Origin of the sequence: Paenibacillus sp. FSL R5-0701 (assembly GCF_037973995.1) — a bacterium.
Classification (GTDB): Bacteria; Bacillota; Bacilli; order Paenibacillales; family Paenibacillaceae; genus Paenibacillus.
Genome location: NZ_CP150230.1, coordinates 3,762,157 through 3,788,942 on the forward strand (window position 1 = coordinate 3,762,157; position 26,786 = coordinate 3,788,942).

The window sequence follows — 26,786 nt, forward strand, 5'->3', positions numbered from 1 at the left end:
TATGTCGAGTTATTAGAAGCATTTTTTATTTGGTCAATCATTAGGACTTTCGCATTCCATTCTCTAAATCCAAATGAACAACAATCCTTAGCGGCAAATTTTCCATCAGTTATTGAAAACTATTTTAGGAAATATCTTAAAGGAGAAAAATTTTTGTTAAACTAAGGAGCAGGAATACAATAAATGGAGGGGTAGGATTGAACAAGTATGTGTTACATATAGTAGCAAGTGTAATTTGCATATTGTTACCTGCTGTTGGTCTCTTATATGTTTTGTGGGATAGCCACCAAATCAAAATAGGTCCTGTAGGAGACGGAAAACCGAATTATCCTTCAATATCTCAATGGATATCTATTGGCTCTTCTTTTATTCTTGGAGTAGTTAATTTGCCTCTTTCCATAATTCGATATAGACAAAAGGCTGAAGAAGATATTAAAAGTTAACGCTTGTTGCGCTAACGTAGAAATTATAATTGAATATACGACGAAAATGAAGCTGCCTGTGTCGGCAGCTTTCATTACGTTAACGAGTAGGGTAGATGAATTTTGTGAGTATACTTCAGGTATGCGAACGATAAAAACATAAATATTTTTCAAATAGGATGTAAAATGTATCAGTTCTTGACTGCATGGTCAATAACTGATACATTATTCCCATGAGCAGACCAAGAGAATTTGATGTCGATCGTGTATTACACCAGTCTATGGAAGTGTTCTGGAATCAAGGCTTCAAAGCAACTTCTTATGAGGACCTTACGCGTACTACAGGAGTCAAAAAACAAAGTTTGTACTGTGTTTTTAAAGACAAGCGATCGTTGTTCCTGAAGGCGCTGGCACTTTACCGTGAACAGGTTATAGCGAAACTGAAACAGATTGAAGCCCTGGATTCGTCTCCCGTTGATAAACTGGATACCTTACGATATTCCCTTTTAGACGATGAAACTAGCTGCCAAGGATGTCTAATTGTGAATGCATCACTCGAATTCGGAACAGATGACGAGCAGGTCACACGCGAAGCTGAGCTCATGGCAGAAGAGATTCAACTGGTATTAGAGAAGATCATAAGTAGTGGCCAGAATCAACAGTTAATTTCCAACCGGTATACGAGTATAGAGCTTGCATCTTATCTAAATAACACCATTCTTGGTGTGAGAGTTATGGAGAAATCAGGTTCATCCCGTGAACAGATCGAGACGGTTCTGCGTACTTCATTTGGCATGATCATGTCTTGATCTTTTTTTTGTGAAATTCTTGACTACGAAGTCAAAAATAATTGAAGGCGGATTAATACACCACGAAACCTTGAAGGAGGTGGGGCTTTTCGATAAAAATCGTGTATTGATTCATTTGGAAATAACGTCTAGTTGTTAACCAGGCTGGTTGCTGTTTAACATCCCCTAGGTCAATTTATATAAAACGAAATATGTGGAGGTTATTATGAATTATTCTCAATCCGTAGAAGCATTGTTCCAACCTATAGAGTTAGGTCACTTGAAGTTATCCAATCGGATCGTGATGGCGCCGATGACGCGTCAATTTTCTCCGGACGGTATCCCGGGTTCGAATGTTGCGGGCTATTACCGCCGTAGAGCAGAGAACGCAGTGGGACTTATTGTAACAGAAGGGACAATAATTAATCATCCGGATGCATCCAATCAAGCCAATGTGCCGCACTTTTATGGCGAAGCTGCAATGAATGGTTGGGCACATGTTGTATCTGAAGTACATGAAGCTGGCGGTCGAATTATTCCACAGATTTGGCATATGGGAGCCAAAGGTCATGTTAATGATTATTCGGAAGCTGAGATTGCTACAATCGTTCAGGAATTCGCAAAAGCAGCCTCAGAAGCGAAACGCGTTGGGTTCGATGGTGTTGAAATCCATGGAGCACACGGCTATCTGATCGACCAATTCCTGTATGAGAAAACCAACTCTCGTACAGATCGTTACGGTGGAGATATGATGGCTCGCACACGTTTTGCAGTTGAAGTGATTGAGGCTTGCCGTAAAGTAGTGGGATCGGAATTCCCTATTGTACTGCGTTTGTCTCAGTGGAAGACAGATGATTATCAGGCTAAATTGGCTGAAACACCGGAATTACTAGAGCAGCTTCTTGCACCGTTGGTTCAAGCTGGAGTCGATATTTTCCACTGTTCCACACGCCGTTTCTGGGAGCCGGAATTCGAAGGGTCTGATCTGAATTTTGCTGGATGGACCAAAAAATTGACTGGTAAACCGACAATTACTGTTGGATCGATTGGTCTTGATGGTGACTTTACAAGTCTGTTCACAGAAGGTAAAGGCGCAAGTAACGTCGGTATCGAGGGATTGGTACAACGACTTCAGAATGATGAGTTTGATCTGGTTGCTGTAGGCCGTGCTCTTCTAGTCGACCCTGAATGGGTTAAGAAAATTCAAGAAGGACGTATTGATGATCTGGTTCCATTCACAAGAGAGGCGATGACTGTACTTACTTAATTGCAGTTATAATCATTAAGAATATGTATTAATTAAACACACCTTCAAGAGAATGAAACCTTGTCGTAAGATAGGGAGATCATCTTGGAGGTGTGTTTGTAATGCCAACCAGAGTAAGTTATCCGGTGGAATTAAAGATGAAAGACATAGAAATGAGACTGGCAGAGGTACCGGTATCGAAATGGAGAATTGCACTGCTTAGAGCAGAACAGGGAATCTTGATAGGCCTGACAGACATCCAATGCAAGTGACGATCTATTCATTAGTGCTAAGCGACAACAAGTGTTTTAGATTGTCATCAATCAATTGATTATCGGCACTGTTGATTCCACGACCGGCAAAATGGCCCCAGATCGATTGGATTGGTTTCAAGACAGCATTAGGTATACGCTTAGCTTCATATTCATTATCGTCCGCTGTGCAGAAGAGATCCGTGCTTCCCGGCATGATACAGGCAAGTGCTTTTATGCTCTGAAGTGCTTTATCAAAGTCTCCGTTATAGGAGGGGTTTGCACTGATATCAGCATGTTGACCTGTCCATAACATGGCCAGAACATTATGCGGATCCATATTCATAAAGCTATTTTCCCAGACACCAGCTACAAAATCCTCCAATGTGTCAAATCCCATCTCACGGTAAAGCTCTTCTCTATAAAATGCATGTGATAGTCCCCATCCCGCATAGACCCGACCAACGGCACGCATGTCTGTAGGACTTAGTTGGTTTAATTTACTTGAGTCAAAACCGACTGCAGATAGCAGTGAAGCTTTCACGCCTTCCAGGACCACAAATGTGTGTGGCCAAGGTTTGGCGATGCCTCCGAAAGGCGCGATTCGTTCGACCATCTCCGGGTAACTTGCCCCACATTGAAATGCCTGAATGCCGCCCATTGACCACCCGACGACGAGAGCAATCTTTTCAATACCGAATTTTTCGGTCAGCAGTTGGTGCTGGAATCGAACGTTGTCATAGATGGTTACCTGTGGAAAGTTAGCCCGATCGAATGGAGGAGGCGTGTTACTGGGAGAGGAAGAGAGTCCATTGCCCAGCAAATTGGGAACGATAATAAAATATTTCTCTGGATCCAGTGCCATCCCACTGCCAATGAGCCATTCATTTTGAACATGCTGATCTCCAAAAGCCGTTGGATACACAACAACATTATCTTTCTGTTCATTTAATTTTCCGTAAGTTTGATAAGCGAGATAAGCGTTTGGTAACGTCATTCCTGATTGTAAGATGACATCACCCAAGTTAAAAATTTCATAATCCATCGTATAATTGCTCCCTTCAAAATGAAAAACCACATGTTCACTGTGATCTCTTGTACTCAGTATAGAGCTGTGATACTCTCAATAAAAGTGAATAGAATTCAAGATAGTATTCAATAAAATTGAAAGATGAAGGAGGGATCATCGGATGGAATTGCGTCAACTGAATACGTTTTGCACCGTTGCAACAACATTGAATTTCACGCGGGCAGCAGAAGCGCTGAGCTACGTTCCTTCCAACGTCACGATGCAAATCAAAGCATTGGAAGACGAGCTAGGTGTTCGCCTCTTCGATCGGTTAGGCAAGCAACTCGCGCTCACAACTGCGGGTAAACGCTTTTTAACACACGCCCAAGGCGTTCTTGAAAAAATGGACGAAGCTCGCAGTGCTGTCCTTGATAATGAAAAACTAAGTGGTACCTTAACGATAAGTGCAAATGAGGTTATTTGCTCCTATCGGCTTCCACCTGTCTTCCAACGGTTTCGTTCGCAGCATCCGGGAGTTCGTTTAATCTTCCGCTCAGTTCCGAATCAAGAGCTCAAGCAAGCGCTCTTTGAGGGAACCACAGATATGGTTTATATGTTGGATGAACCCATTCGCTCGAGTGGACTTTCCGTGGAACCTTTGCTGGAAGAACATTTCCGATTGTTAGCTGCTCCAGATCACCCACTCGCCAAACGAACTGTGCTGCAATTGGAAGATTTTCATGATGAAGTGTTCCTGACAAATGAGAAGGGTTGTCCCTATCGAACGATGTTTGATCGATCATTTGAGAAAGAGGGCATTGATAGTATTACATATTTAGAGTTTCAAAGTGCTGAAGCCATTAAACAATGTGCAATTTCAGGCATCGGTATTGCCTTTCTTCCTGAGATCGTCGTGGAATCTGAAGTTGAACGTGGAGAACTTGTTGTCCTCCCATGGCAAATTCCGGACTTGCAGGTATATACACAGATGTTGTGGCATAAAGACAAGTGGCTTTCACCAATCATGTTATCTTTTATAGAAGCAACCAGGAAAGTTTTTGGTTCACAGAATGAGACTAAAACCGTATAGCTTATGTATGAGACATCAAACTGTTGAGCACAGTAAAACGCTGTTGAAAGTGGGTAGACATTATATGATTCCATTAGTATACGACCAGATTAACCATTGGGGAAAAGATGATGAATTTTTCCTTGCATTGTTAAAGAGATTACAAGTAGAATCTATAGCTGACCTGGGCTGTGGAACAGGAAGATGGACTACTCATCTTGTTCCGTGCGGTTATAAAATTACCGCTATAGATCCCAATGAAGAAGCGATTGAAATGGCGCGAGGTAAAGATAATTCCGGAAATGTGAATTGGATTATAGGTGATAGTGCGGATTTGCAAACCAATACCTATGATGCGGTAATTATGACAGCTAATGTTGCACAGGTATTTCTTACAGATGACAGTTGGAAACGAGTAATCTCAGACGTATTCCGATCCCTAAAAATCGGGGGTCACTTTATTTTTGATACAAGAAACCCTTTGGTAAAAGTATGGGAAGAATGGGAGAAGGACAAAACTCCTGACTTCGCTAAAGATAGACTAAGCGGAGATCCTTTAGAAATTTATACAGAATATGAAGGGTTTGAGGGAGATATTTACACTTTCTATGAAATAGTAAAAAATACCAAAACAGAAAAAGTGTTAGTTCATGAAAAAATGCAGCTGAGGTTTCGAAATCAAGAAGAACTTGATGAGTCACTGAAACAAATTGGTTTTTCAAAAATTAAAACATATGGTGATTGGGAATTTAAACAAGCAAATTCTGAGAATAGATCGTTTATTTTTCATTGTGTAAAATAGCACTTAGTAAAAAAATGTCGAGGGACCAGAACAGATTGAACACAATTCTTATTCCTAAAATAACTACAAACATTGTTCATTCAAATCCATTCAGTGAAATTTGTTCATATATGATGAACTGCAGTATGATGGGGGAAGGCAATGCTGATAATTACCATATAATCAATGCCATGTATAGAGTGTAATTTTATATAGGTCTAAAGCTTTTGGACCCGGCTATACAACATCATACTTCCTTGAAGGGGGACATCTGTTTTGGATGAGCAGTTTCTAGATTTATTGGCCGAGAAATATGATACGGAAGAAAAAATCATAACAGAGATCATCAACCTTGAAGCGATCTCCAATCTCCCAAAGGGAACCGAACATTTTGTCAGTGATTTGCATGGGGAGTTCCACGCTTTTCAGCATGTACTAAGAAACGGTTCGGGTACCGTCAAAGAGAAAATCAAAGAATTATTCCGGGAGGTTTGGACAGATCAAGAAATCAATGATTTTGCGGCGTTAGTTTATTACCCGGAAGAAAAAATACAGCTGGTTATAGGGGAACTGAGCAATAAACAGGCTTTGAACCAGTGGTATAGACTAACAATTGAACACATGCTTAAGCTTATTTCTTATGCCTCTTCCAAGTATACACGCTCAAAATTGCGTAAAGCTCTGCCGGAGCAATATGTATATATTGTAGAAGAGCTTTTATACAAGACGGATTCGACCAACAATAAGAATCCTTATTACGAGGAAATATATCGGCAAGTTATATCCTTGGGCCAGGCGGACAATCTCATTATCGGACTTGCTTATACGACACAGCGCCTGGTCGTTGACCATCTTCATGTGGTTGGAGATATCTATGACCGTGGGCCGTACCCCGATAAAATTATGGATACGCTGATCAACTACCATTCTGTAGACATACAGTGGGGGAACCATGATGTCCTCTGGATCGGAGCCTACGCAGGTTCCCTGGTCTGCCTTGCGAATATTATTCGGATCTGCGCCAGATACGATAATCTGGACATCATTGAAGATGTATACGGAATCAATCTGCGCCCACTGCTAAACCTGGCGGAGAAATATTATGAAGACAATCCATCCTTCAGACCTAAGCTACAGGCTGGCCATAATGTATCGGAGCAGGAAATTCTGCAGATTACCAAAATTCACCAAGCCATTGCCATGATTCAGTTTAAACTTGAAATCCCGATTATCAAGAGACGCCCATACTTTAATATGTCTGAAAGACTTTTGCTGGAGCAGATTGATTACGACAACAATGAAATCAACATCTGCGGTAAAACGTACCACCTGGAAAACACCTGTTTCGCAACCGTAAATCCGCAGAAACCTGAACAATTGCTTGAGGAAGAACGCCAGGTGATGGAAAAGCTGCTGTTTTCCGTTCAGCATTCCGAAAAGATGGCCAGACATATGAATTTTCTCATGAAAAAGGGCAGCCTTTATTTAAAATACAACGGGAATTTGTTAATCCACGGCTGTATTCCTTTGGATGAAGAAGGAAATATGGAAGAACTGCAGATTGAAGACAAGACATATGCGGGCCGTCAATTGCTTGATGTTTTTGAAGATTATCTACGTTACGCCTTTGCGCATCCGGAAGAGACAGAAGATCTGGCGACGGATATGGTATGGTACATCTGGACAGGGGAATGCTCCTCGCTCTTTGGAAAGAGAGAAATGACCACTTTTGAACGGTATTTTATCCAAGATAAAGAAGCACATAAGGAGAGAAAGAATCCGTACTACCATTTACGTGAAAATGAAGTGATCTGTCGAAAAATCTTGCAGGAGTTTGATTTGAATCCAGATCATGGACATGTCATTAACGGGCACACGCCAGTCAAAGAAATTAGTGGAGAGAACCCTGTAAAAGCAAACGGAAAAATGATCGTAATTGACGGCGGTTTTTCCAAAGCCTATCAATCCACAACGGGCATTGCCGGATATACCTTGTTGTACAATTCCTTTGGCATGCAACTTGTCGCCCATAAGAAATTTAACTCAAAAGAAGATGTCTTATGTAACGGAACGGACGTGTTATCTCTAAAAAGATTGGTGGACAAAGAACTGGCACGGAAACTGGTGAGGGAAACCAATGTCGGTGATCAGCTGTTACAGAAAATCTCAAATTTGAAGGATCTATTAGACTATCGCGACATGAAATGAAACGATTGCTAAAAATACACATCTGGATCAACCGTTTGAGTGCAATATGACGTAGACGCTCGTATTGGGCAGGGAAGTAATAATACCCAGCCTGTACGAGCCTTTCTTTTGTAGCAGTGCGATCTAACAACGTAGAGGAAATGTAAATTTGCCTTCAATTTGTGGAGAGGAGGAAGATATGGACTACAATTCACCGAAGGAAACAGTGTTTGAGACGAAACGGTTCCGTAACTGTACCATAACGGCAGGTCGTCGTCATACCGTTGCTCTTAAATCTGACGGAACAGTAATAGCTGTGGGTGATCATAAATACGGTCAATGTAAGGTAAACGATTGGTGCCATATTGTCGCAGTTGCTGCTGGTAATGTTCATATGGCTACGAACACCGGTAATGCACATACCGTTGGTCTTAAATCTGATGGTACGGTAACAGCTATAGGTTGGAATAAGCATGACCAATGCAATGTAAGCGAATGGCGCGATATAGTAGCCATTTCGGCAGGTTGGTGCCGTACGGTTGGGGTTAAATCAGATGGCACCGTGGTTGCGGTGGGGCGAAATAATGAAGGGGAATGCAACGTGAGCAGCTGGCATAATATTGTATCGGTCACGGCGGGTGACTGGCATACAGTCGGTCTAAAATTAGACGGAACGGTAACAGCCGTTGGGAACAATAAGTATAACCAATGTAGCGTAAACGACTGGAGCGACATATTGGCTGTTTCGGCGGGATGTGCCCATACGATTGGACTGAAATCGGATGGTACGGTGGTTGCTGTGGGTGATAATGATTGTGGACAATGTGATGTAAATGGATGGAGTAGCATCCAACAATAAATAAGGGAATTTTATATCGAGAGACAAGATCATGACCCCATTGAAGTCGCTATTTTAGCGGCTTTTTTATTTTATCGGTACAAGTTTTCCCAAGTCGAGGACATGAACATGGTCCGATTACCGATCAGCATACAGATAATCGGTTCTTCTCTCCATAAATTCATTGAGCTAACGAGAAAGATAGTTCATATAGGGTGGAGGGGTATAAAAAGATGTTGACTAAATATAGGGTAGGGGGGTATATTATTTAACAAGAGGTCAACGAGACCTGAGGAACTGGCCTCGAGAGTACAGCCCATCGTTTAGGTCAAACTAAACCAAAAAATTACCCACAAGAAGGGACGAAATAAGATGAAAAACATTGTATTGAACGTACAAGGTATGAGCTACCAACATTGTGTAAACTCCATCGAAGGTGCTCTGAAAGAAATTGGAGTGAGTGGCAAGGTGAATCTCAGTGATGATTCGGTTGAAGCGACGTATGATGAAAATCAAGTTTCCTTGGAGCAAATTAAAGAAGTTATTGAAGAACAAGGCTACGAAGTAGCGTAAGTAATGGACGATGAGAGGAGTGAGTTATTGTGGCAACAACAGCGGCTCAGACGAAACAGTCGAGTATACAAATTACAGGTATGACCTGTGCAGCTTGTGCAAACAAAATCGAAAAAGGCCTCGGCAAAATGGACGGGGTAACATCAGCGAATGTTAACTTCGCTTTGGAAAAAGCAAGTGTAACGTATGATCCCACGAAAGTGGAAATGAAAGAACTTGAGGAAAAAATCAAAAAACTTGGATATGGTTCCGTTTCAGAGGTTGCGCAATTCAATCTTGAAGGCATGACCTGTGCAGCATGTGCGAACAAAATTGAAAAAGGGCTGAATAAGCTGCCCGGCGTGACTAACGCTACAGTAAACTTCGCCATGGAAACGGCCCGAGTTGAATTTTCTCCTGGTGAAGTTTCCATCGAAGACATGAAAAACAGGGTGAATAAACTGGGTTATACGGCGATCGTCAAACAAGACGGTACCAGTAATGGTGCAAGTGACCATCGTGCTAAAGAACTGAGTAATCAAAAACGAAAATTACTGATTTCGGCGATTCTTTCCTTGCCTCTGTTGTGGACTATGGTAGGTCACTTCTCGTTCACTTCATGGATCTATGTGCCGGAATTGTTTATGAATCCGTGGTTCCAACTAATCCTGGCTACACCAGTACAATTTTATATTGGTAGACAGTTCTATATGGGTGCGTATAAGGCTCTCCGAAACAGGAGTGCCAACATGGATGTGTTGGTATCACTTGGTACCTCTGCAGCCTACTTCTATAGTTTGTATTTAACCATTCAATGGTCGAGTATGGTTGAAGGGATGCCTCATGGTCCATCCCTCTATTATGAAACGAGTGCGGTACTTATTACATTGGTTCTTATGGGTAAATTGTTTGAATCACTTGCGAAAGGCCGAACATCAGAGGCAATTAAATCACTGATGAGTCTGCAGGCGAAGACGGCATTAGTAGTTCGGGATGGCAAAGAACTTACCATTCCAGTGGATGAAGTCATTGTAGGAGATGTTGTCCTTATTCGCCCAGGCGATAAAGTTCCTGTAGACGGAGAGGTGTTGGAAGGGAGCTCATCTGTAGATGAATCCATGCTTACGGGTGAAAGCCTTCCAGTAGAGAAAAAAGTCGGAGATGCTGTGATTGGAGCTACGATTAATAAAAACGGTATTCTTCGGATCAAAGCAACCAAAGTAGGTAAAGAAACTGCTCTTGCACAAATTATTAAGGTTGTTGAAGAAGCTCAGGGATCAAAAGCACCAATTCAGCGGGTAGCCGATGTGATCTCGGGCATATTCGTCCCGATCGTTGTAGGGATTGCAATAGTTGCTTTTGTGGTTTGGTACTTCTGGGTTACACCAGGTGATTTTGCAGGTTCGTTAGAAAAAGCAATTGCGATTCTTGTTATCGCATGTCCTTGTGCGCTTGGACTTGCAACCCCAACATCCATTATGGCAGGGTCTGGTCGTTCGGCTGAACTAGGGGTGTTGTTCAAAGGCGGGGAGCATCTGGAGCAGACGCATAAAATTGATGCGATCCTTCTGGATAAAACGGGTACTGTTACAAAAGGTAAACCTGAAATGACTGACGTCGTTGCTCTTGGCAATGAGAATGAATTCCTGAAACTTGTTGGAGCTGCAGAGAAAAACTCTGAGCATCCACTTGCAGAAGCAATCGTTGTGGGCATCCAGGAACGAAATATCGAACTACCAGGAACTCAATCCTTTGAAGCATTTCCGGGTTTCGGAATCCAGGCAATGGTTGAAGGTAAACAACTGCTCGTGGGTACACGTCGACTGATGGAAAAGTATAATATCGATGCAAAAGCAGCTTATCATTCGATGTCACGTTTGGAAGAAGCGGGCAAAACTGCGATGCTGGTTGCCATTGATGGGCAGTATGCAGGTATGGTCGCTGTAGCAGACACGATTAAAGAAACTTCGAAAGCTGCAGTGAGCCGTCTGAAAGAAATGGGCATTCAGGTCATTATGATTACAGGTGACAATGAACGGACGGCAAAAGCCATCGCTGCTCAAGTAGGTATTGACCACGTTCGTGCAGAGGTCTTACCTGAAGGAAAAGCGGAAGAAGTGAAAAAACTGCAATCACAAGGTAAAAAAGTGGCCATGGTTGGCGATGGTATCAATGATGCACCCGCTTTGGCAACTGCAGATATTGGTATGGCGATTGGTACGGGGACAGATGTAGCCATGGAAGCAGCTGATGTAACACTCATGCGCGGCGATCTATCCAGTATTCCTGATGCTATCTACATGAGTCGCAAGACCATGCGCAACATTAAGCAAAACTTGTTCTGGGCACTTGGTTACAACACCTTAGGCATTCCTATTGCAGCTATCGGTCTGTTAGCACCATGGGTTGCAGGCGCAGCGATGGCCTTGAGTTCGGTATCGGTCGTTCTGAACGCCCTGCGATTGCAACGCGTAAAAGTACGTCACTAGTCAGGAACTAGAATAGGAGCGAACATAATGATGATGAGGAGTAAAAAAATCATGCTAATGTTAACCGGTGTTTTAGCTTTTGGTGTGTTGTCTGCTTGCGGAACCCCTAAAGAAAGTGCACATACAGATGGACATGGTGGTATGAATCATACTGAGATGAATTCTGAAACTGAAGGTGCAAGTCATGATCATGCAGGGCCTCATGCTGATTCAACAGCAAGTACCCTTAAAGCCTCGTTCTCCTTTGCATCAGATGTGAAGGCCAATGAAAATTCGCTTCTGACAATCCAAATCACGGACGTTGATGGCAATCCGGTTAATGAATTTGAAATGGGTCACGAAAAACGAATGCACCTTATCGTGGTGAGTAAAGATCTTTCTTACTTTAATCACATTCATCCAGATTTTAAAGGCGATGGAACGTTTGTGATTGAAACTTCATTTCCAGCTGGCGGAGAATACAAAATCCTTGCCGACTTTGTACCAAAAGGTGGAGCGAGTACTACACCCAGTGAATGGGTGAACGTTGGGGGTCCAGAAAAAGCCCAAGAGCCTGTTCAAGCGGATTCCAACCTTGTAAAAGAAGTGGATGGTAAAAAAATCGAACTTTCATTGAGTACCAAAAAGGCCAGCGAAAACGTAAATCTGACCTTTAATATCATGGATGCGAAAACGGACGAAGGGATTAATAATCTGGAACAATACCTCGGTGCTGTAGGTCATGTTGTTATCCTTTCTGAGGATGCAGAGCAATATCTGCATGTTCATCCAACAGAGGAAAAGGCAACAGGTCCAAAAGCGGAATTTATGACCTCCTTCCCGCATAGCGGAATCTATAAAATCTGGGGCCAATTCCAACATGATGGGGAAGTCTTTACAGTACCTTTCGTCGTAGATGTAAAGTGAGTAGAGAGGTATGAGCATGGGAGATAAAATTAAAATAGCGATTAGTCCAGCAATCCAACTTGGTGGAAGCTTATTCACTCCGGAGCAACTAGTTAAAATTGGCGAGATTATTGGTCCAGATTCAAAAGTGGAAATGACACCCTTTAAGCAACTCTACGCAGAAGTATCGATTGAACAACGAGATCAGATCAAAAATGAACTTGAAGATCACGGTCTTGAAATAAACCCTGCAGGATTTGTAACCAAAAGTCTAATCGCTTGCAACTTTTGTAGAGGTGCAGAAGAAGCAGGCTTGGAAACAGCCAAAAATTTAAATCAAGCCATTTCCGGTATCGATACGCCTACACCACTCAAGATTGGATATGCAGGATGCGCCTTAGGCACTAGTGAACCGTTGATTAAGGATATTGGGGTCGTCAAGATGCGCGATAAGTTCGATATTTATGTTGGTGGCGAGTCGAAGGGGCTTAAAACCTCCTTTGCCACGCTGTTAAGTTCCGGACTAACGGAGGATCAGCTTATTCCTTTCGTTACCGCAATTATTGATTATTATAAGAACCATGCGAAAGGCAAAGAAAAGTTCAGCAAATTCGTTAATCGAATGACACTGGAAAACTTGAAGTCTATGACGCTTGAAAGGGGGTGAAAACAGTGAAAGAAGCAACTGTAAAAATTCAAGGTATGTCTTGCCGTTCTTGTGTATCTAAAATTGAAGGTGCAATTAGCGCTCTTGGCGCTGAAGGCCACGTAAATTTTGAACAGGGAACAGTAGAAGTTCGATTTGACGATTCTAAAGTTCAAATCGCTGAAATTGAAGAAGCGATCCGTAGAAAAGGATATAACGTCGGAGCGTAATATATATTGAAATACAAGGGAGAGTAATTGGGCATGACGGAATCCATTCAGATTTATTCAATCCCAACCTGTAGCGATTGCAATTATGCTAAACGTTACTTTAAAGAGCGTGAGCTTCCCTATAAGGATTACAATTGTGAAGAAGATGTCAAGTACGCTGAGGAAGTCTGGAAGTTGACTGGTAAACAGGTTGTTCCAACCATTGTCATTGGAGATAAGGTCTTTGTAGGCTTTGCCGAAAATCTCACTGAAATCAGTGAGTTAGTGAAGTAACTCTGATGACCCCGGTCAACATTCGACCGGGGTTATTCTTAATCCTTTGACTGATGTATCGTTGTAGGAGGGTAGGGTATAATATGTCTAATATACTGCATAGATAAAGATACTTGCATCGCTTATGGGCATGTGGAGCAGTGACGCCTGACAAGCCGTTCTCTTAGCACGTACCATGATACTTCTTGCTCCCTTTACATAGGGTAGGGGGGGATGGTAATGTGTTAATAAAGGAGTTGATCTACTTGGATGATACGATACTTGAGGCCGCCTCATGTGACCATACATCTTCAAACGAGCGAAAAAGCCATCATTCGGAGAGTACGAAGCGAAAATTAATTAGCCGGTTGAATCGGATTGAAGGGCAAGTGCGTGGAGTAAAAGGAATGATTGAGAAGGATACGTATTGTGATGACGTCTTGCACCAAATTGCCTCCATTCAATCCGCGTTGAATGGAGTAGGAAAGCAGCTTTTGGAACATCATATGAAAAGCTGTGTCATTGAACGCATTTCAGAAGGCGATCACAAAGTTTTGGATGAACTGATGATAACTGTAAATAAGTTAATTAAATAAGCTAGAATCAGGGAGATACCCTCTTGTTTTATTCAGGCAAATGGCCCATCAAGGTTGTTTATTATGGCTAGTGATGAAAAAATGTCGAGAACAAGAACATGTTCCGTTGAAGTCGCTATTTTAGCGGCTTTTTTGTTTTATCGGTACAAGTTCGTATACCGATCCAAGGACAAGAACTTGTACCGTCACATTAATTGACAAGCCAAACAGGAGAATCAAGATTGTTGGGCAGAAGAGGATTACAGTTGGCCTAAATAAAGGGAAAAGTTGATCCTCAATTAACTCATAGCTATTAATCATCGGAATACAGTGCCCCCCTGAAGATTTCCATTCGAATAGTAGAGGGCAACGAAGATAAACTGGCCACTGAGAATCGATAGCTCCCATTAAACTGAGTACGGATGAGCGGTCCTGGATTAACAATGTTGAGTCCCACGATCCCAAGCAGGGTAGGTGTGTTTGATGGAAGTGGAATGTTGAGTGGAGTAATGCCCGTGGAGGCGAGAGAAGTACGAGCGTCAAGTGTACGAACCATTTTCATTCCTCCAATCTATTATACTGAAATATCGTATGTTACTGATTCGAAAGAGTTTTCCGCTTATTGGAAAGAAGTTACAGTCCTAAAGTAACAACAGTTATTTTTGTTACAGCTCCTGAATCAACTCCAATGAGTCCTCAAAACAAAAGACCTATTTCTCAAACACAAATATCTCAAATAAAAATAATTTATGGAGACCTATTCAACGTATTAACTTTGATAGTTAAAAGTAAGTGTCTTTCCCAGTGAAATCAAGTGATTTTGATCAGCCCATAGAATGAAATATGAATACGTATATCCTTGAATCACAACGGGAGCAGGATATTTTACAATAAGTGCCGCCTGATTTCTCATTTCCACGGGTTGGTCTTCCGAAGGAAATATGAAACAGGCTTCTTGTGCTTGAATAACAGCAGGGAAAATTCGGGGGTTTGCCCCATAGGGTTTCAACATATGAAAAGCTTCCGCTCTGCATACCTCGTGAATTCCTTCCTCAGAAGAGATAGCGGATATCTGAAAAAAACCGTCCGCTCCTTCGAATCGTTCTTCGGTAACTTTGTGCCAGCTTCGCGGATAATAGAAAGATACCTTGTATACCTGATTGAGATATAATCCATACGGATGAACATCATGCACTCGTGGTGACCATCTAAGAGCTGTAATCCACCGTGCTTCAACAATTTTGATCGGATTATTAGGGTTTCTTATATCAATAATCCACATTTCGGTTGCTTGTTCTTGATTATTGCACCCTGATAAGTAAGCGATTCGGTTCCCATCCGGCGACCAACTTAAAGGGGTAGAGAAGCAGGTGGAGACCGCCCATGTTTTTTGTTGCCCTCCAACTCGGCTGTCGGTCTGGATTAAAGAAACATATTGATTATCCACGAAGTCGGTGGCACTGTATGCGATGAGTGAAGAGTCCGGGGACCATTCGGGGAAATAGTTTTTGGCCTGAGGGCCACCATTAAGTTGGTAGCTCGCTCCTGTTGTCAGGTTCACCGTAGTGATCAACGAAATGCTGGCTCCCGGGGATGTATATAGGGCAAACTCTCCGTTAGGTGATATTCTGACATTGTGGAGAGGACCCTCCGTATTTTGAGTTAATTGCTGTTTGTTCATGCCATCTCGGTTGATTTTATATAGTTGGGTATTGCCTGCTTCATCCGGAGCTGCAAACAGGAGAGCCTCTCCTGAAGGAAACCACTGGACATCGGTGGCTCCTTGTTGAGCGATTGAACCGCTGGCATGGGAGTAGATATTGTAGATCACAATTCGTCCGTTTTTTACATAACTCAAGTATAGACTATCCGGCGACCAGCTCAGTAAAGTATAAGGGTCAATCTGATCAATATGTGCCCATGCCCTACTGTTTAGATTGAATACATACACGATATTTTTCTTGCCGATAAAGGCAATGTTCCGGACATCTGGCGACCAATATGGAATTGTAAATGTCTCACCAAGATCCTGAGTTAGCTTAATGGTCTGACCTGTTAAAGGTTGATAAAGCCAAATGTCGTACGAACCACCCCCAACATTTGAAGTAAAAAGGATCGCTTCACGATAAGCAAAATTCATATTTGATGCCGCCCTTCAGGTTTGATTTCACTACAATGTATTCAAGAAAAGGAGATAGGCGAATTATTCGTAAAATTCCTATCAGAAAGTATTTATTCAGCCGATAATGAAGGAGCATATATTTTTTTACTGCAGGAGGAATCGTCAATGAAAAAAACAGTCATCTTGCTAACCAGTCTGGCGCTAATGCTGTGTACCGCCGCAGGCACAACCTCAGCCAAACCGGGAAACACTCCAGCCGGACAATCAGGTAAAGAGGTATCGTCAAAAGCACCCAAAGACAAAGAAACTCAAATTGAGGAGAAACAGACCGAGGAAGTCGAGTCTGCTGACACGGTCAGCACTGAAGAAGACAACGTTAAGGATCCCTCAACATCGGAGACAGAGAATACAACCAACAATACAACCAAACCAACCGAATCCAAGAAAAAAGGCTCCAAAGGATACAAAGGTTTGCTAAATGCTATTCAACATGTGGAAGATAAACCGGCAGGTGCTGTACTAGCCGATATTTTGCTTACAAAATATGCGACTGAGCTGACGGACGAACAAATCAAAGAACTTGAAGCCATCATTGAAAAGGACAAGGCGTTGGAAACTGCAGCAGAAATGCTCGAAAAAAACGGTAGTGTGACTGACGCGATGTATTTGCAGGAAGAGGCCATTAAAGCCAATTTTAAAAACCTGGACCTGTACAAAACAATGGGGAAACTCAATGAAAAGGCGGGCAAAAAGAATGGGGTGAAGCTGTATGTGAACGGGGAAGCTTCTGACTCCGAACCATTTGTCAAAAAAGGCAACACGTTTGTTCCTTTTCGCGCCATAGCTGAGTCTTTGAAAGCCGAAGTGACATGGAATCCCGAAGAACGCTCCATCATTGTCACGAAGGATGGGGTGAGCATTAAACTTGTGGTTGACAGTAAGACTGCAACAGTTAATGGCAAAAACGTCTCTTTGGATGCGCCAGCAACTATCACAAAAGGCAGTACTTATGTAACCGTACGTTTCATAAGTGAGGCATTGGATGCAACCGTGCAATGGGAAGAAGAAAGTAAAACCGTCGTTGTTTATGAAGAAGTATAATATCGGAATGCATAGCAGCTGATATTAACCAGTTGCTTCGACTTTTAACTTCAGCATCAGTGGGTGTATTGGAATGGTGGATTATCCGTTCGATGCCGTATCCGCCATCCGTCATGGTTGAACAATTTTGGAATTTGCTGAACCCGGTTGTCGAAGGACACGAACATCGTTCCATTGGAAGTCGCTAATTTTGCGGCTTCTTTTGTGTTTTCTAATGTTTGAGAAGATAGGAGGTGATAATTGATATGATCTGCATATCATTTAAATGATGTGACAATAATGTCACACTGAAATGAATATTGTTATGCTAATCGATGGGAAAATATAGTCATTTACTCTTATACTTGAACTTGCTAAGCGAGTTTATTTTCGTAAAGGGGATATCTCCTAATGACTGATGTAATAAAAGCAATAATACTTGGCATAATAGAAGGCTTAACTGAATTCTTACCCGTATCGTCTACTGGACATCTTATTTTAGCAGGCAATTTACTTAACTTTGAGGGAGACGCGGCAATAACCTTTAAAATTGTTATACAGTTGGGTGCAGTGATGGCAGTTCTAATTCTTTATTGGAAAAGGTATATGGAGATTGGGTCAAACTTAATTAAAATGGATTTTTCAAAAAGTAAAGGATTAAACGTAATACATATGATTTTGGCTATGTTACCAGCATTAATCGTATATCTTCTTCTAAAGGACACTATAAAAAGTCAATTATTCGGCCCTACACCTGTCTTAATTGGTTTAGTTGCTGGTGGTTTGTTAATGATCATCGCAGCACAGAGTAAGAGAACTACCAGCGTTGATACAATTGATATGATTAGTTACAAACAAGCTTTTGGAATTGGCTTATTCCAATGTCTGGCCTTGTGGCCGGGTTTTTCAAGATCGGGTTCGACGATTTCAGGTGGCCTTTTGCTCGGTACTAGCCAAAAAGCTGCTGCAGATTTTACATTCATTATTTCTGTACCTGTTATGTTTGGTGCTACCTTGTTGGACTTATATGATAGCCGCGATTTACTTAGTTTAGACGATTTTTATCTAATGTTAATTGGCTTTATGACATCCTTTCTTGTGGCTATGATTGCGGTAGTAACGTTTATTAGACTGATCAAGCGACTTCGATTGGAGTGGTTTGCTCTATACCGTTTTGGATTAGCAGCCCTTTTCTATTTAATCGTCATACTGTAACTGTAAACTATAATTTATAAACTCTCAGTTTCGGAGATATGTAAGTTTCTCATCTGATCGAGATACGGTAGGGATGTCCTCGCGAACGTTCTCAAACGCTGAATTTGTTCTAATTGATCCGGGTTGAGCGAAATTCCCTTCTGGCTCGCGGGGGATGACAAGTAGCGGCTGCAGTCCGTGATAAATGACTCATACGAGGACCAATGTCGTCACGCAAAGCAAACCAATGATGGATTTGGTGAGAACGTTCATTTCTATTAAAACTTCTGTTTTTGTCTTCATAATGCTTATCCACAAAGATGAGAACAAAGTTTAATGAGTAAAATATTGCCAATGCAAATCGCTAGCGCGTTAGGCAATCCTGCACACATGAGACTTATGAAAAGTGCATTTGAGGTGGAGAGATAGTAGCATCAGGACATTAGATTATTCACCTTAATTTTTGATTTAATCTTTTACGACTACTTATGCTAGGATATTGAACTAACGGGCTGGATAGTTGAAGGAGGTAACGGGTAGGAATATGATAAAAAATGATGATGAGTTCGAGAGTTTATTATCAAAGAGGAATTCAGGTAAAGTTACATACGGTATAGAATTAAAAAATAATATTGAGAAAGGAAGTATATTGGAGGCATATTTGAAGCGAATGGGCCATAATGCAGATAAGCTAGAGGGTAACTGGATAATGGTTGATAAAGATTATGCTAAAGAATTTTTAATATATGTTCTTCCAAAAAACATGACCCAAGATATTGATTTGAATACAAAACCGATGGCAGATGAATTAAGTGAATATTTTTTAGATCAATTTCAGAAAAAAGCCATTTTCTATCCAAACGCAAGGTTTGACTCGAAATCTGGTTACTTTAAGCTCTACTCATAGACAACAAAAAAATAAAACTATAGGAATTTAAAACTGTTACCTGAATAGGTAAACTGATAAGCTCAGCCACAACCATACAGCCCCATTTTAGTCGCTATTTTAGCGACTTTTTTTATATTATCGGTACGGTTATGATATTGCGGATGAATGCTTCGTCAGCCGTGCAAATGTTAGATGTTTGGCACAAAGTTTGGGATATACTCAATCTCTGACATCACCCCTCAGGGGGTCTTTCTTTTGTCTTAAGTAATCGTTTTCAATGCTAATATGACCTTATCTCGGATGAATATAAATATTTACCTCTTGCATAAAGAACATGCGTTCGGTTTATAATATACAAACATACGTTCTTAAAAGTACAGGAGTGATTTCAGTGTTGGCTAAGCAGCGAACCATTATGCTCATCGATATGCAGTCGTTTTATGCTTCAGTCGAAAAGGCAAAAATGCCTCAATACAAAAATAGACCACTCGCCGTCGCTGGCGATCCAGCAAGACGTTCTGGCATTATCCTTGCTGCTTGTCCACTAGCCAAAGCGAAGGGTGTATCTACCGCGGAACCACTCTGGCAGTCTCTTCAGAAGTGCCCTGAACTGATCATTGTGAGACCACACATGCAAGAATACATCGAAGTATCCACTCAAATCATGTCCATTATTGAGGAGTTCACCGATCTGGTCGAACCATACAGTATAGACGAATTATTCGCTGATTTTACAGGGTCTATGCATCTATTCGGTAATGATCCAGTCGATTTGGCCAAGCAAATTCAAGACAAAATCTATAATGAAACAGGCGTTTACGCGAGAGCTGGCATTGGTGAAAACAAAATCATCAGTAAATTATGCTGCGATATGATCGCTAAAAAAGCAGAGGGGGGCATTTTCCACTTAAAGAAAGAGGAATTACACCTCCACATTGGAGAAAAGCCCATCCGCGATATGTGGGGGATAGGCTCCAGAATGGAAAAACATTTGTGGAAGATGGGCATCCGAACCATTAGAGACCTGGCGAATACGCCTCTTTCCAAACTAAGAAGTAAGTGGGGGGTTAATGGAGAAGTCATCTGGAGAGTCGCAAATGGAATCGACAATTCACCGGTAACCGTAAACACGCACAGTACACAAAAGGATATCGGAAACGGAATGACCCTGCCAAGAGATTTCATAGAGGCTTGGGAGATCGAAGTAGTTATCCTCGATATCTGTACAGAAGTGTGCAGAAGAGCCCGTAAAAAGGGACTGATGGGTAGTGTAGTTTCCGTGAGTATATCTGGAGCGGATTTCGACCACCCAACTGGTTTTCACAGGCAGGTTAAACTGTCTGATCCTACAAACATAACCGTTGATGTATGCAAGATAGCTAAACGCATATTCCATCAACACTGGGATGGGCAACCCGTGCGCCGTGTAGGCGTATCCCTATCTCAATTATCTAACGCGGATACATATCAACTATCTTTTTTTGATGATCAAGAGCAGAAACGGGCCATTGATCAAGTGATGGACGACATTAAGGATCGATTTGGCGACATTGCCATTCTACGAGCGAGCTCCATTACGGCTGCGGGTCAAGCGATCGATCGAGCATCTAAAATTGGGGGGCATTATAAATGAGCAAAAAACTGGAGGCCAATGGATTATGGGAATCGAGCCGCATGATGCTTCCACAACATAAAGAACGAATTATACAGCATCGAACTCAAATTCATTATCAAACGAAACCACTGATCCATGAAGATGAGTGGGAGATTATTACTCAGAATATAGATATGTCGCTCAATTATATATTGCAAGCCACCTTTGAAATATTTACTGAGTCAGGCAATCGCTATATACACGGGATCGTCACTTCAGTCAGTACCTTTGGAAAGAAAATCAAAATTGAAATGGAGAATGGATTTGAATGGGTCGATTTTGATCAATTGGTCTCTGTGAAACTTGAAGAAGGAGGCGTGTAACGTGCGACAGACTTTCGAGGAACTTTCACTCGTGAAGAGAGTGGTAGAGCTCCCTTATCTTTTAGGTGCTCTGGAGGTAGATAAGCATAAAATATACGCTTCAAACTTCAAAATGAAATCTGTGTATGTTGACTACCTGGACGGTACCCAAAAGAAAATTGCTTTAGAAATGTACAAATCAAAACAAACGCTAAAGGAACATCATATAAAAATCATAGATGAAGTGAGATCTGAGCTGAGTTTAACGGTAGATTATTCGGTGAGAGGTTACATTCATAAAATGACATTATTATGGAGCAAAGTGAAAGTGGATGTAACCTTAATGCTTACTGAACATATGAACGTTGATATTACTGATTTGCTCAAATGAACATAGAAATTAAGAGTCTAATTCATGGATGCGGCAACAAATACGAGCAGATCTTTCGGCAAACCGGGAATCACAAAAAAGATAAATAAAAAGGCAGAGTAAACTATGTTTGGATGTCAAAGATAAAAAGCTCCATTATTATATATCTGCCCCTGTATTCAGTAAAGACATTCAAAAGAAAAGCCACGAAGGAGGAGGAATAGCAGAAGGTTTAAGACAGTCTAAAAATCAGCAGGATGTCCAATTTCCGGGTTCGCTTGCGGGACGTAATTATCAAGTCATCATTGTAGGGAAACAATTGCTCCAATATAAGGATTGGTTTAAAGTACTTGGTGTCACGTTCCGCGATCCTCGCAATACGATTACTGACCGCATCATTGCTTTTGACGGTCCTGTTGCGGATATTTTCAATTTTCAAGCCAAAGATAAGCCGCCGTTACCTTTATTTATAAAAGCGGTTGTTTTGTTGTTAACACCCAATAGTTACATTCTGGTTCCTATCTAATAAAAAGGTGCCTACTTTTCAAGTAGCATGAGAAATTTTAAGATAAAACGCAAGAGGAGAAGTGGGCATAAAAGTAATTGAGGGGATGGTAGCGTCATGCCAATTGAAATCAAAGACATTGTGTCTAAGAAAATAATAAGTGAAGTAACAGGTTATCTAGATATTGGTTTTACTCATTCACTAAATCCCTATACGGGTTGTGCATTTGCTTGCGAATACTGTTACGTCAGAGAAATGCCTATTCAAAAGTTTAAGGATATTCCTTGGGGATCGTGGGTGGATGTCAAGAAAAATGCAGCAGAAAACTATCTAAAGGAAGTCTCTCTTCTAAGACGAAAAAATAAACCCATAAGTATATTCATGTCATCAGCCACAGATCCTTATCAACCTGTAGAGCAGAAGGCAAACATTACAAGAAGCCTATTGGAAGAAATGGATAAAAACCCACCAGATTCACTTCAAATTCAAACTAGAAGCCCCCTGGTTGCCAGAGACCTTGATATACTGCTGAAACTAAAGGAAAAATGTCGAATTCTGGTTTCAATGACTATCGAGACAGATCGCGAAGATGTGAAACGAATTTTTTCCCCCCTATGCTCCTGGAATAGATTTAAGAGTTAAAGCCTTGAGAAAGATAAAGGATGCAGGGATACATACACAAGTATCAATCTCCCCTGTGCTACCTTTTTCACCTAATTTCGCTAACATGCTACAAGGCATAACTGATCGAATTTGGATTGATACGCTATTGATTGGTGATGGTCAAATGGGGATGAGATCTGAGCGTTTAGGGATGCCAAAATTATTTGATGCGAACGGCTGGGACAGATGGTACGAGAAAAACATTCATCTGAAAGTGGAAAAATATTTTAAGGCAAGGTTCCCATCTGAAATAATTCATGTATCTAAAAACAGCGCATATCCATTTTGATTTTAAATAGCCAATTATTTAATGAGGATCTTGTCCGTTTTTTCTTCATGCAATAGAAATATTGCAGAAACTGGTGTTGGAAGATCAACTCTCTGATACGAATTAATGGAGGACGTATGAGTCCTCCATTGACTTAACTTGAAGATGTAGAGGGATTTATTCTATTTTGAAATGACCGTGGAGTAACAATATGACATCATTCACTCTGATGAATATCGTTTGGAAGTTCATCATTGAGTTTCTGGTACCCGAGTCCCCATGTTTCCATAGAGAATATAATTGGCTTCAGTGAATTTCCTAAATCACTTAAGCTGTATTCGACTCTCGGAGGGACTTCTGCAAAAACAGTACGTATGACAATTCCATCCTCTTCCATTGAGCGTAAATTTTCAGTGAGAACCTTTTGACTGATCTCAGGTATACTTTTACGAAGTTCTCCGAATCGATGAGTTCCCTTCAAAAGATCCCTCATAACCAATAACTTCCACTTGTTACCTATCAATCCAACTGTCGTTGCGACGGGACACAACGGCAACTCTTTTTTTGAAATCACTGCATTATCGCCTCCAATAGTTACTATTAGTTTTCTATATAACAAAAAGGTGCCTACTTTCAAATCAATACATTGCTTATATTATAATTCTGTCGATGAAAAATCAAATGAAAATGAATGAAAGGAGGAGGGGGTTTGCAAAATAGTTTATGGATACAACTGAGTGACTATTTTTCGAATCATATGTTAACGTTCTTGAATTCTTGGGGACAGCATTTAGAGATCAGTTTATTGGCTCTGCAACCTAAAGATAAAATAATAGTTACAAAAAGGTTCCTATGCAACATTAAAGTGCCTACTTACCAATTGTCTAAAGTAGAGATAAAATTTAAGTGAAGGCATATGCTCACGAAAATAGAAAGGGGTTTAAATATGACGATTACAGAAAATAAACAATTGATGCATCGTTTCACGAACTTCATTAATACGGCAAGCAAGGAACTTGCTGAAGAATTGATTTCTCCAGATGCTGTTTTTTATGTACCTATGCAAAAAGAACCAATGAATGGTCCCAGTGGTTATCTCTCCATAATTCATATGATGAGATCTGGCTTTTCCAATATACAGTGGACTGTTAAGGAGCTAGTAGCAGAAGAGGATCTAATAGCAGCTCATTTTGTCATGAAGGGCACACAAGACGGAGAGTTTCTCGGGTTTCCACCAACGAGCAAAAAAATCGAAGTAAATGCAATGAATTTTTATCGGATCTCCAATGGCCAAATTATTGAAGAGTATGGTCAACCCGATATGCTTGGCTTGCTTCAACAAATAGGGGCAATTCCAAAAGCATAATTACATCTCATTGATCTGGGCATCGTTCCAAAAAATTAGTAGTATGATAAATAGATTAAAGTCGAAGAGGGACTGCATTTTGCACTCCCTCTTCTTAGTGATTTTACAATTAGGAAATATAAACTACTAGTTTTTGCGAACCATTGAACCACACGGATTTGATTGACAAGGTATCTGAAATATTAGTGATTGGATCACCGTTTATGAGAATAAGATCAGCACGTGCACCTTCGGTAATCCGGCCACGATCATGTAGACCAAAGCAACGGGCTGGTTTGGAAGTAGCCGCCTGAAGAGCTTCGATCGGAGTGAACCCAGCCTTCACCAGCAGCTGCATTTCGTGGTGAACACTGGCCCCATGAGCAAGGCCACCAAGGTTCGGAACGGGAACCGGTGCGACATCCGTCCCTACAAGAATATCAACTCCGGCACGGTGAAGATCCATCACATTTTTAAAGCTGTTCTCCATATTGCCTTGTGGGAACGTATTGAAGCTTGAGTTCAAGATATCGATCCAATCCGGACTTAATTTGGAATGAACTCGTGGATCATTAGCCAATTCCGATGCCGGATTACCAATAATCGATGAATTTAACACCAAGCACGGTGTAACAAAAGCTCCAGAATTAGCTATGGATTTGACCAATTCGGACGTGTACTCTGGTCTGTCGATAAACAAGTGCCCCAAACCGTCGACTCCAAAATCGATGGCTGCTTTCGATGAAAGAGCCGTCAAAACGTGGGCAATGACCAACTTATCGAACTTGTGGGCTTCAGTAACGGCTGTTTTTAGAATCTCATCACTTAGAACAGGCAGGCCGGGTGCACCCATAACCGTTCCCTCTTCAATCATGATCTTAATATAGTCGGATCCATTCTCCACTTGGGTATGCACATGTTTGATTGCTTCTTCAACCGTTGTCACTTGAGGTATTTCGTCGTGATCGTGAGCGTAGGCGGCCAACATTGCTTCCCGGTCTTCCTCCGATAACTTCTCTAGTTCCTTTAATACGAATTCAGGTATTTCATCTCCATCTGGCAGCAATTCATCTGGGTGCCCACCAGGAGCGGTAATCGCTGTCCCAGCAGATCGAACGTCGGCGATGTCATCCACATTTTTTAGCTGAATTTCGCGCCCTCTTTCCGTAAAATCGCCGTTCATTTCAAGTTCTGTTGTAACACCGAATTTTAAGGCATCTCGTAATCCGCCAATTGAGGTATGGACATGTGCATCAATCAGACCAGGCATTAATGTCGCATTTTCTCCATCGATAATTGTTGCATCGCTTGGGATGTCTCCGCCCACTGAAATAATGGACACCCCTTTAATGACAATATGTCTGGGAACAATAATTTGATATCCATCAAAGATTCGTACATTTGTAATCGCCGTGATTTCATCTAACCGAGCATTCTGATTTAATTTCTCCATCATAACTCCTCCTAATGTGTTTGTGATTCAACACTTCGGAGTATAACTGTTAGATGTCTAACAGTCAATAGTCTAACTTTCGTTTGACAAGTCTACTGGGATCACTGTATATTTTAGCTACTTACAATTAGATTCCTAACAATTACAGAGGGGACGATGGACGGTCATGCATTCCCGAGAAGATACGCCTTATATGGAGTTGTTTCAAATTATCGGTCTTAAGTTAAAGAAAAGAGCGGATGAGAGTATAAAAGAGCTAGGATTAAGTTCTCAACAAGGAAAAGTAATCGATTATATTTATGAGAATCAAGATAACCATATTATTCAAAAGGATCTTGCAGATCGGTTTCACCTGCGTGGGGCAAGCGTTACAAGCATGCTTCAAGGTCTAGAGCAAAAAGGTTTCATCGAACGGAAAATCCCGGCCAATAATGAACGGCAAAAAAATATTTACGTATTACCAAAAGCGGTTGACTTGATTGAAGACTTTAATAACTCATTTCAAAAAGTGGAGGATGAAATCGTTCAAGCCCTTAATGACGAGGAGAAACAAATCTTAAAGAAATTACTGATCAGAATTAATGAACGCATATAACAGATGGGCAGGCAGAGGTGCCTGAGGGCGCGTGACAAGATCATGTTCCCATTCCCGATTAGAAACCAAAGGAGGCCGCCGATCAACAGGATCGGCGGCTTTATTCGACTACCGGGTGGAAACTAC

At 41.3% G+C, this 26,786-nt stretch carries 28 protein-coding genes and 3 pseudogenes; 26 read left to right on the forward strand and 5 right to left on the reverse strand.

Annotated elements, in window-relative coordinates; genetic code table 11:
* Positions 1 to 197: 197 nt before the first annotated feature.
* The 4 genes from MKZ13_RS16540 to MKZ13_RS16555 all read left to right on the forward strand — a co-directional run bounded on the left by MKZ13_RS16540 (position 198) and on the right by MKZ13_RS16555 (position 2,728).
* The gene (locus MKZ13_RS16540; protein ID WP_339176790.1) at positions 198 to 443 is read left to right on the forward strand and encodes a hypothetical protein; all 246 of its coding nucleotides are present in this window, start codon (positions 198 to 200) and stop codon (positions 441 to 443) included.
* A 212-nt stretch (positions 444 to 655) separates the two neighbouring features.
* Positions 656 to 1,231 carry a TetR/AcrR family transcriptional regulator gene (locus MKZ13_RS16545; RefSeq protein WP_339176791.1) on the forward strand — a complete coding sequence of 192 codons (576 nt, stop codon included), beginning with the start codon at positions 656 to 658 and terminating at the stop codon, positions 1,229 to 1,231.
* 205 nt (positions 1,232 to 1,436) lie between these two features.
* The gene (locus MKZ13_RS16550) at positions 1,437 to 2,477 is read left to right on the forward strand and encodes an NADH:flavin oxidoreductase (RefSeq protein WP_339176792.1); all 1,041 of its coding nucleotides are present in this window, start codon (positions 1,437 to 1,439) and stop codon (positions 2,475 to 2,477) included.
* A gap of 101 nt (positions 2,478 to 2,578) precedes the next feature.
* On the forward strand, positions 2,579 to 2,728 hold the full coding sequence (locus MKZ13_RS16555) for a hypothetical protein (RefSeq protein ID WP_339176793.1): 150 nt from the start codon (positions 2,579 to 2,581) through the stop codon (positions 2,726 to 2,728).
* A 4-nt stretch (positions 2,729 to 2,732) separates the two neighbouring features.
* Here the strand turns inward: MKZ13_RS16555 and MKZ13_RS16560 are convergent, their stop codons facing one another.
* Positions 2,733 to 3,752 carry an alpha/beta fold hydrolase gene (locus tag MKZ13_RS16560; RefSeq protein WP_339176794.1) on the reverse strand — a complete coding sequence of 340 codons (1,020 nt, stop codon included), beginning with the start codon at positions 3,750 to 3,752 and terminating at the stop codon, positions 2,733 to 2,735.
* A 145-nt stretch (positions 3,753 to 3,897) separates the two neighbouring features.
* On the opposite strand from MKZ13_RS16560, the gene MKZ13_RS16565 reads away from it, so the two are divergent.
* From MKZ13_RS16565 to MKZ13_RS16615, 11 genes and pseudogenes are all read left to right on the forward strand, one after another.
* Positions 3,898 to 4,806, forward strand: a complete 909-nt coding sequence (locus MKZ13_RS16565; RefSeq protein ID WP_339176796.1) for a LysR family transcriptional regulator — start codon at positions 3,898 to 3,900, stop codon at positions 4,804 to 4,806.
* A 7-nt stretch (positions 4,807 to 4,813) separates the two neighbouring features.
* Positions 4,814 to 5,587, forward strand: a complete 774-nt coding sequence (locus MKZ13_RS16570; RefSeq protein WP_339176797.1) for a class I SAM-dependent methyltransferase — start codon at positions 4,814 to 4,816, stop codon at positions 5,585 to 5,587.
* Between the two features lie 255 nt (positions 5,588 to 5,842).
* Positions 5,843 to 7,774 (forward strand): fructose-1,6-bisphosphatase, encoded by a 1,932-nt coding sequence (locus MKZ13_RS16575; RefSeq protein WP_339176798.1) that lies wholly within the window; start codon positions 5,843 to 5,845, stop codon positions 7,772 to 7,774.
* A 178-nt stretch (positions 7,775 to 7,952) separates the two neighbouring features.
* Positions 7,953 to 8,594 (forward strand): annotated as a pseudogene (locus tag MKZ13_RS16580) (chromosome condensation regulator); the annotation flags it as partial.
* 369 nt (positions 8,595 to 8,963) lie between these two features.
* Positions 8,964 to 9,164 (forward strand): cation transporter, encoded by a 201-nt coding sequence (locus tag MKZ13_RS16585; RefSeq protein ID WP_339176799.1) that lies wholly within the window; start codon positions 8,964 to 8,966, stop codon positions 9,162 to 9,164.
* A gap of 29 nt (positions 9,165 to 9,193) precedes the next feature.
* Positions 9,194 to 11,632, forward strand: coding sequence for a heavy metal translocating P-type ATPase (locus tag MKZ13_RS16590; RefSeq protein WP_339176800.1), 2,439 nt, complete (start codon positions 9,194 to 9,196; stop codon positions 11,630 to 11,632).
* Positions 11,633 to 11,659: 27 nt separating this feature from the next.
* Entirely contained in the window at positions 11,660 to 12,538 is an 879-nt protein-coding gene (locus MKZ13_RS16595; RefSeq protein WP_339176802.1) for a hypothetical protein, read from the forward strand.
* Between the two features lie 16 nt (positions 12,539 to 12,554).
* Positions 12,555 to 13,184: a nitrite reductase gene (locus MKZ13_RS16600; RefSeq protein WP_339176804.1), complete on the forward strand. Its 630-nt coding sequence runs from the start codon at positions 12,555 to 12,557 to the stop codon at positions 13,182 to 13,184.
* Between the two features lie 5 nt (positions 13,185 to 13,189).
* On the forward strand, positions 13,190 to 13,393 hold the full coding sequence (locus MKZ13_RS16605; protein WP_307412308.1) for a heavy metal-associated domain-containing protein: 204 nt from the start codon (positions 13,190 to 13,192) through the stop codon (positions 13,391 to 13,393).
* 33 nt (positions 13,394 to 13,426) lie between these two features.
* Entirely contained in the window at positions 13,427 to 13,666 is a 240-nt protein-coding gene (locus MKZ13_RS16610; RefSeq protein WP_339176806.1) for a glutaredoxin family protein, read from the forward strand.
* Between the two features lie 245 nt (positions 13,667 to 13,911).
* Positions 13,912 to 14,241, forward strand: a complete 330-nt coding sequence (locus MKZ13_RS16615) for a metal-sensitive transcriptional regulator (protein WP_047843212.1) — start codon at positions 13,912 to 13,914, stop codon at positions 14,239 to 14,241.
* 292 nt (positions 14,242 to 14,533) lie between these two features.
* Here the strand turns inward: MKZ13_RS16615 and MKZ13_RS16620 are convergent, their stop codons facing one another.
* The gene (locus MKZ13_RS16620; RefSeq protein WP_339176808.1) at positions 14,534 to 14,776 is read right to left on the reverse strand and encodes a hypothetical protein; all 243 of its coding nucleotides are present in this window, start codon (positions 14,774 to 14,776) and stop codon (positions 14,534 to 14,536) included.
* Positions 14,777 to 14,989: 213 nt separating this feature from the next.
* Positions 14,990 to 16,360 (reverse strand): hypothetical protein, encoded by a 1,371-nt coding sequence (locus tag MKZ13_RS16625; RefSeq protein ID WP_339176809.1) that lies wholly within the window; start codon positions 16,358 to 16,360, stop codon positions 14,990 to 14,992.
* Positions 16,361 to 16,507: 147 nt separating this feature from the next.
* On the opposite strand from MKZ13_RS16625, the gene MKZ13_RS16630 reads away from it, so the two are divergent.
* From MKZ13_RS16630 to MKZ13_RS16670, 9 genes and pseudogenes are all read left to right on the forward strand, one after another.
* Positions 16,508 to 17,443 (forward strand): copper amine oxidase N-terminal domain-containing protein, encoded by a 936-nt coding sequence (locus MKZ13_RS16630; RefSeq protein WP_339176811.1) that lies wholly within the window; start codon positions 16,508 to 16,510, stop codon positions 17,441 to 17,443.
* A 20-nt stretch (positions 17,444 to 17,463) separates the two neighbouring features.
* A pseudogene (locus tag MKZ13_RS16635) lies at positions 17,464 to 17,631 on the forward strand (TetR-like C-terminal domain-containing protein); the annotation flags it as partial.
* A gap of 202 nt (positions 17,632 to 17,833) precedes the next feature.
* Positions 17,834 to 18,637, forward strand: a complete 804-nt coding sequence (locus MKZ13_RS16640; RefSeq protein ID WP_145325319.1) for an undecaprenyl-diphosphate phosphatase — start codon at positions 17,834 to 17,836, stop codon at positions 18,635 to 18,637.
* Between the two features lie 523 nt (positions 18,638 to 19,160).
* The gene (locus tag MKZ13_RS16645) at positions 19,161 to 19,523 is read left to right on the forward strand and encodes a hypothetical protein (RefSeq protein WP_339176814.1); all 363 of its coding nucleotides are present in this window, start codon (positions 19,161 to 19,163) and stop codon (positions 19,521 to 19,523) included.
* Between the two features lie 376 nt (positions 19,524 to 19,899).
* Positions 19,900 to 21,138: a DNA polymerase IV gene (locus MKZ13_RS16650; RefSeq protein ID WP_339176816.1), complete on the forward strand. Its 1,239-nt coding sequence runs from the start codon at positions 19,900 to 19,902 to the stop codon at positions 21,136 to 21,138.
* Positions 21,135 to 21,482 (forward strand): YolD-like family protein, encoded by a 348-nt coding sequence (locus tag MKZ13_RS16655; protein WP_339176818.1) that lies wholly within the window; start codon positions 21,135 to 21,137, stop codon positions 21,480 to 21,482. Before MKZ13_RS16650 ends, MKZ13_RS16655 begins: the two co-directional genes overlap by 4 nt.
* A 1-nt stretch (position 21,483) precedes the next feature.
* Entirely contained in the window at positions 21,484 to 21,852 is a 369-nt protein-coding gene (locus MKZ13_RS16660; protein WP_289389280.1) for a hypothetical protein, read from the forward strand.
* 109 nt (positions 21,853 to 21,961) lie between these two features.
* On the forward strand, positions 21,962 to 22,357 hold the full coding sequence (locus tag MKZ13_RS16665) for a hypothetical protein (RefSeq protein ID WP_339176820.1): 396 nt from the start codon (positions 21,962 to 21,964) through the stop codon (positions 22,355 to 22,357).
* Between the two features lie 96 nt (positions 22,358 to 22,453).
* Positions 22,454 to 23,288: pseudogene (locus MKZ13_RS16670) on the forward strand (radical SAM protein).
* A gap of 196 nt (positions 23,289 to 23,484) precedes the next feature.
* Here MKZ13_RS16670 and MKZ13_RS16675 read toward each other — a convergent pair.
* Positions 23,485 to 23,841, reverse strand: a complete 357-nt coding sequence (locus tag MKZ13_RS16675) for a helix-turn-helix domain-containing protein (protein WP_036613919.1) — start codon at positions 23,839 to 23,841, stop codon at positions 23,485 to 23,487.
* A gap of 372 nt (positions 23,842 to 24,213) precedes the next feature.
* Between MKZ13_RS16675 and MKZ13_RS16680 the strand changes: the two genes are divergently transcribed.
* Complete coding sequence (locus tag MKZ13_RS16680; RefSeq protein WP_339176821.1) at positions 24,214 to 24,633, forward strand: ester cyclase; 420 nt, start codon at positions 24,214 to 24,216, stop codon at positions 24,631 to 24,633.
* Between the two features lie 109 nt (positions 24,634 to 24,742).
* Here the strand turns inward: MKZ13_RS16680 and MKZ13_RS16685 are convergent, their stop codons facing one another.
* Positions 24,743 to 26,065, reverse strand: coding sequence for an amidohydrolase family protein (locus tag MKZ13_RS16685; RefSeq protein ID WP_339176823.1), 1,323 nt, complete (start codon positions 26,063 to 26,065; stop codon positions 24,743 to 24,745).
* Between the two features lie 166 nt (positions 26,066 to 26,231).
* On the opposite strand from MKZ13_RS16685, the gene MKZ13_RS16690 reads away from it, so the two are divergent.
* A complete protein-coding gene (locus MKZ13_RS16690) occupies positions 26,232 to 26,660 on the forward strand; it encodes a MarR family transcriptional regulator (protein WP_047843226.1) in 429 nt (142 codons plus the stop codon).
* The last annotated feature ends 126 nt before the right edge of the window (positions 26,661 to 26,786 follow it).

What these genes read in the sequence shown, in the direction of transcription:
- MKZ13_RS16545 (WP_339176791.1), top strand. Translation starts at nt 656, where the DNA reads ATGAGCAGACCAAGAGAATTTGATGTCGATCGTGTATTACACCAGTCT.
- MKZ13_RS16550 (WP_339176792.1), top strand. Translation starts at nt 1,437, where the DNA reads ATGAATTATTCTCAATCCGTAGAAGCATTGTTCCAACCTATAGAGTTA.
- MKZ13_RS16555 (WP_339176793.1), top strand. Translation starts at nt 2,579, where the DNA reads ATGCCAACCAGAGTAAGTTATCCGGTGGAATTAAAGATGAAAGACATA.
- MKZ13_RS16560 (WP_339176794.1), bottom strand. Translation starts at nt 3,752, where the DNA reads ATGGATTATGAAATTTTTAACTTGGGTGATGTCATCTTACAATCAGGA.
- MKZ13_RS16565 (WP_339176796.1), top strand. Translation starts at nt 3,898, where the DNA reads ATGGAATTGCGTCAACTGAATACGTTTTGCACCGTTGCAACAACATTG.
- MKZ13_RS16570 (WP_339176797.1), top strand. Translation starts at nt 4,814, where the DNA reads ATGAGACATCAAACTGTTGAGCACAGTAAAACGCTGTTGAAAGTGGGT.
- MKZ13_RS16585 (WP_339176799.1), top strand. Translation starts at nt 8,964, where the DNA reads ATGAAAAACATTGTATTGAACGTACAAGGTATGAGCTACCAACATTGT.
- MKZ13_RS16595 (WP_339176802.1), top strand. Translation starts at nt 11,660, where the DNA reads ATGATGATGAGGAGTAAAAAAATCATGCTAATGTTAACCGGTGTTTTA.
- MKZ13_RS16600 (WP_339176804.1), top strand. Translation starts at nt 12,555, where the DNA reads ATGGGAGATAAAATTAAAATAGCGATTAGTCCAGCAATCCAACTTGGT.
- MKZ13_RS16610 (WP_339176806.1), top strand. Translation starts at nt 13,427, where the DNA reads ATGACGGAATCCATTCAGATTTATTCAATCCCAACCTGTAGCGATTGC.
- MKZ13_RS16620 (WP_339176808.1), bottom strand. Translation starts at nt 14,776, where the DNA reads ATGGTTCGTACACTTGACGCTCGTACTTCTCTCGCCTCCACGGGCATT.
- MKZ13_RS16625 (WP_339176809.1), bottom strand. Translation starts at nt 16,360, where the DNA reads ATGAATTTTGCTTATCGTGAAGCGATCCTTTTTACTTCAAATGTTGGG.
- MKZ13_RS16630 (WP_339176811.1), top strand. Translation starts at nt 16,508, where the DNA reads ATGAAAAAAACAGTCATCTTGCTAACCAGTCTGGCGCTAATGCTGTGT.
- MKZ13_RS16640 (WP_145325319.1), top strand. Translation starts at nt 17,834, where the DNA reads ATGACTGATGTAATAAAAGCAATAATACTTGGCATAATAGAAGGCTTA.
- MKZ13_RS16645 (WP_339176814.1), top strand. Translation starts at nt 19,161, where the DNA reads ATGATAAAAAATGATGATGAGTTCGAGAGTTTATTATCAAAGAGGAAT.
- MKZ13_RS16655 (WP_339176818.1), top strand. Translation starts at nt 21,135, where the DNA reads ATGAGCAAAAAACTGGAGGCCAATGGATTATGGGAATCGAGCCGCATG.
- MKZ13_RS16680 (WP_339176821.1), top strand. Translation starts at nt 24,214, where the DNA reads ATGACGATTACAGAAAATAAACAATTGATGCATCGTTTCACGAACTTC.
- MKZ13_RS16685 (WP_339176823.1), bottom strand. Translation starts at nt 26,065, where the DNA reads ATGGAGAAATTAAATCAGAATGCTCGGTTAGATGAAATCACGGCGATT.
- MKZ13_RS16690 (WP_047843226.1), top strand. Translation starts at nt 26,232, where the DNA reads ATGCATTCCCGAGAAGATACGCCTTATATGGAGTTGTTTCAAATTATC.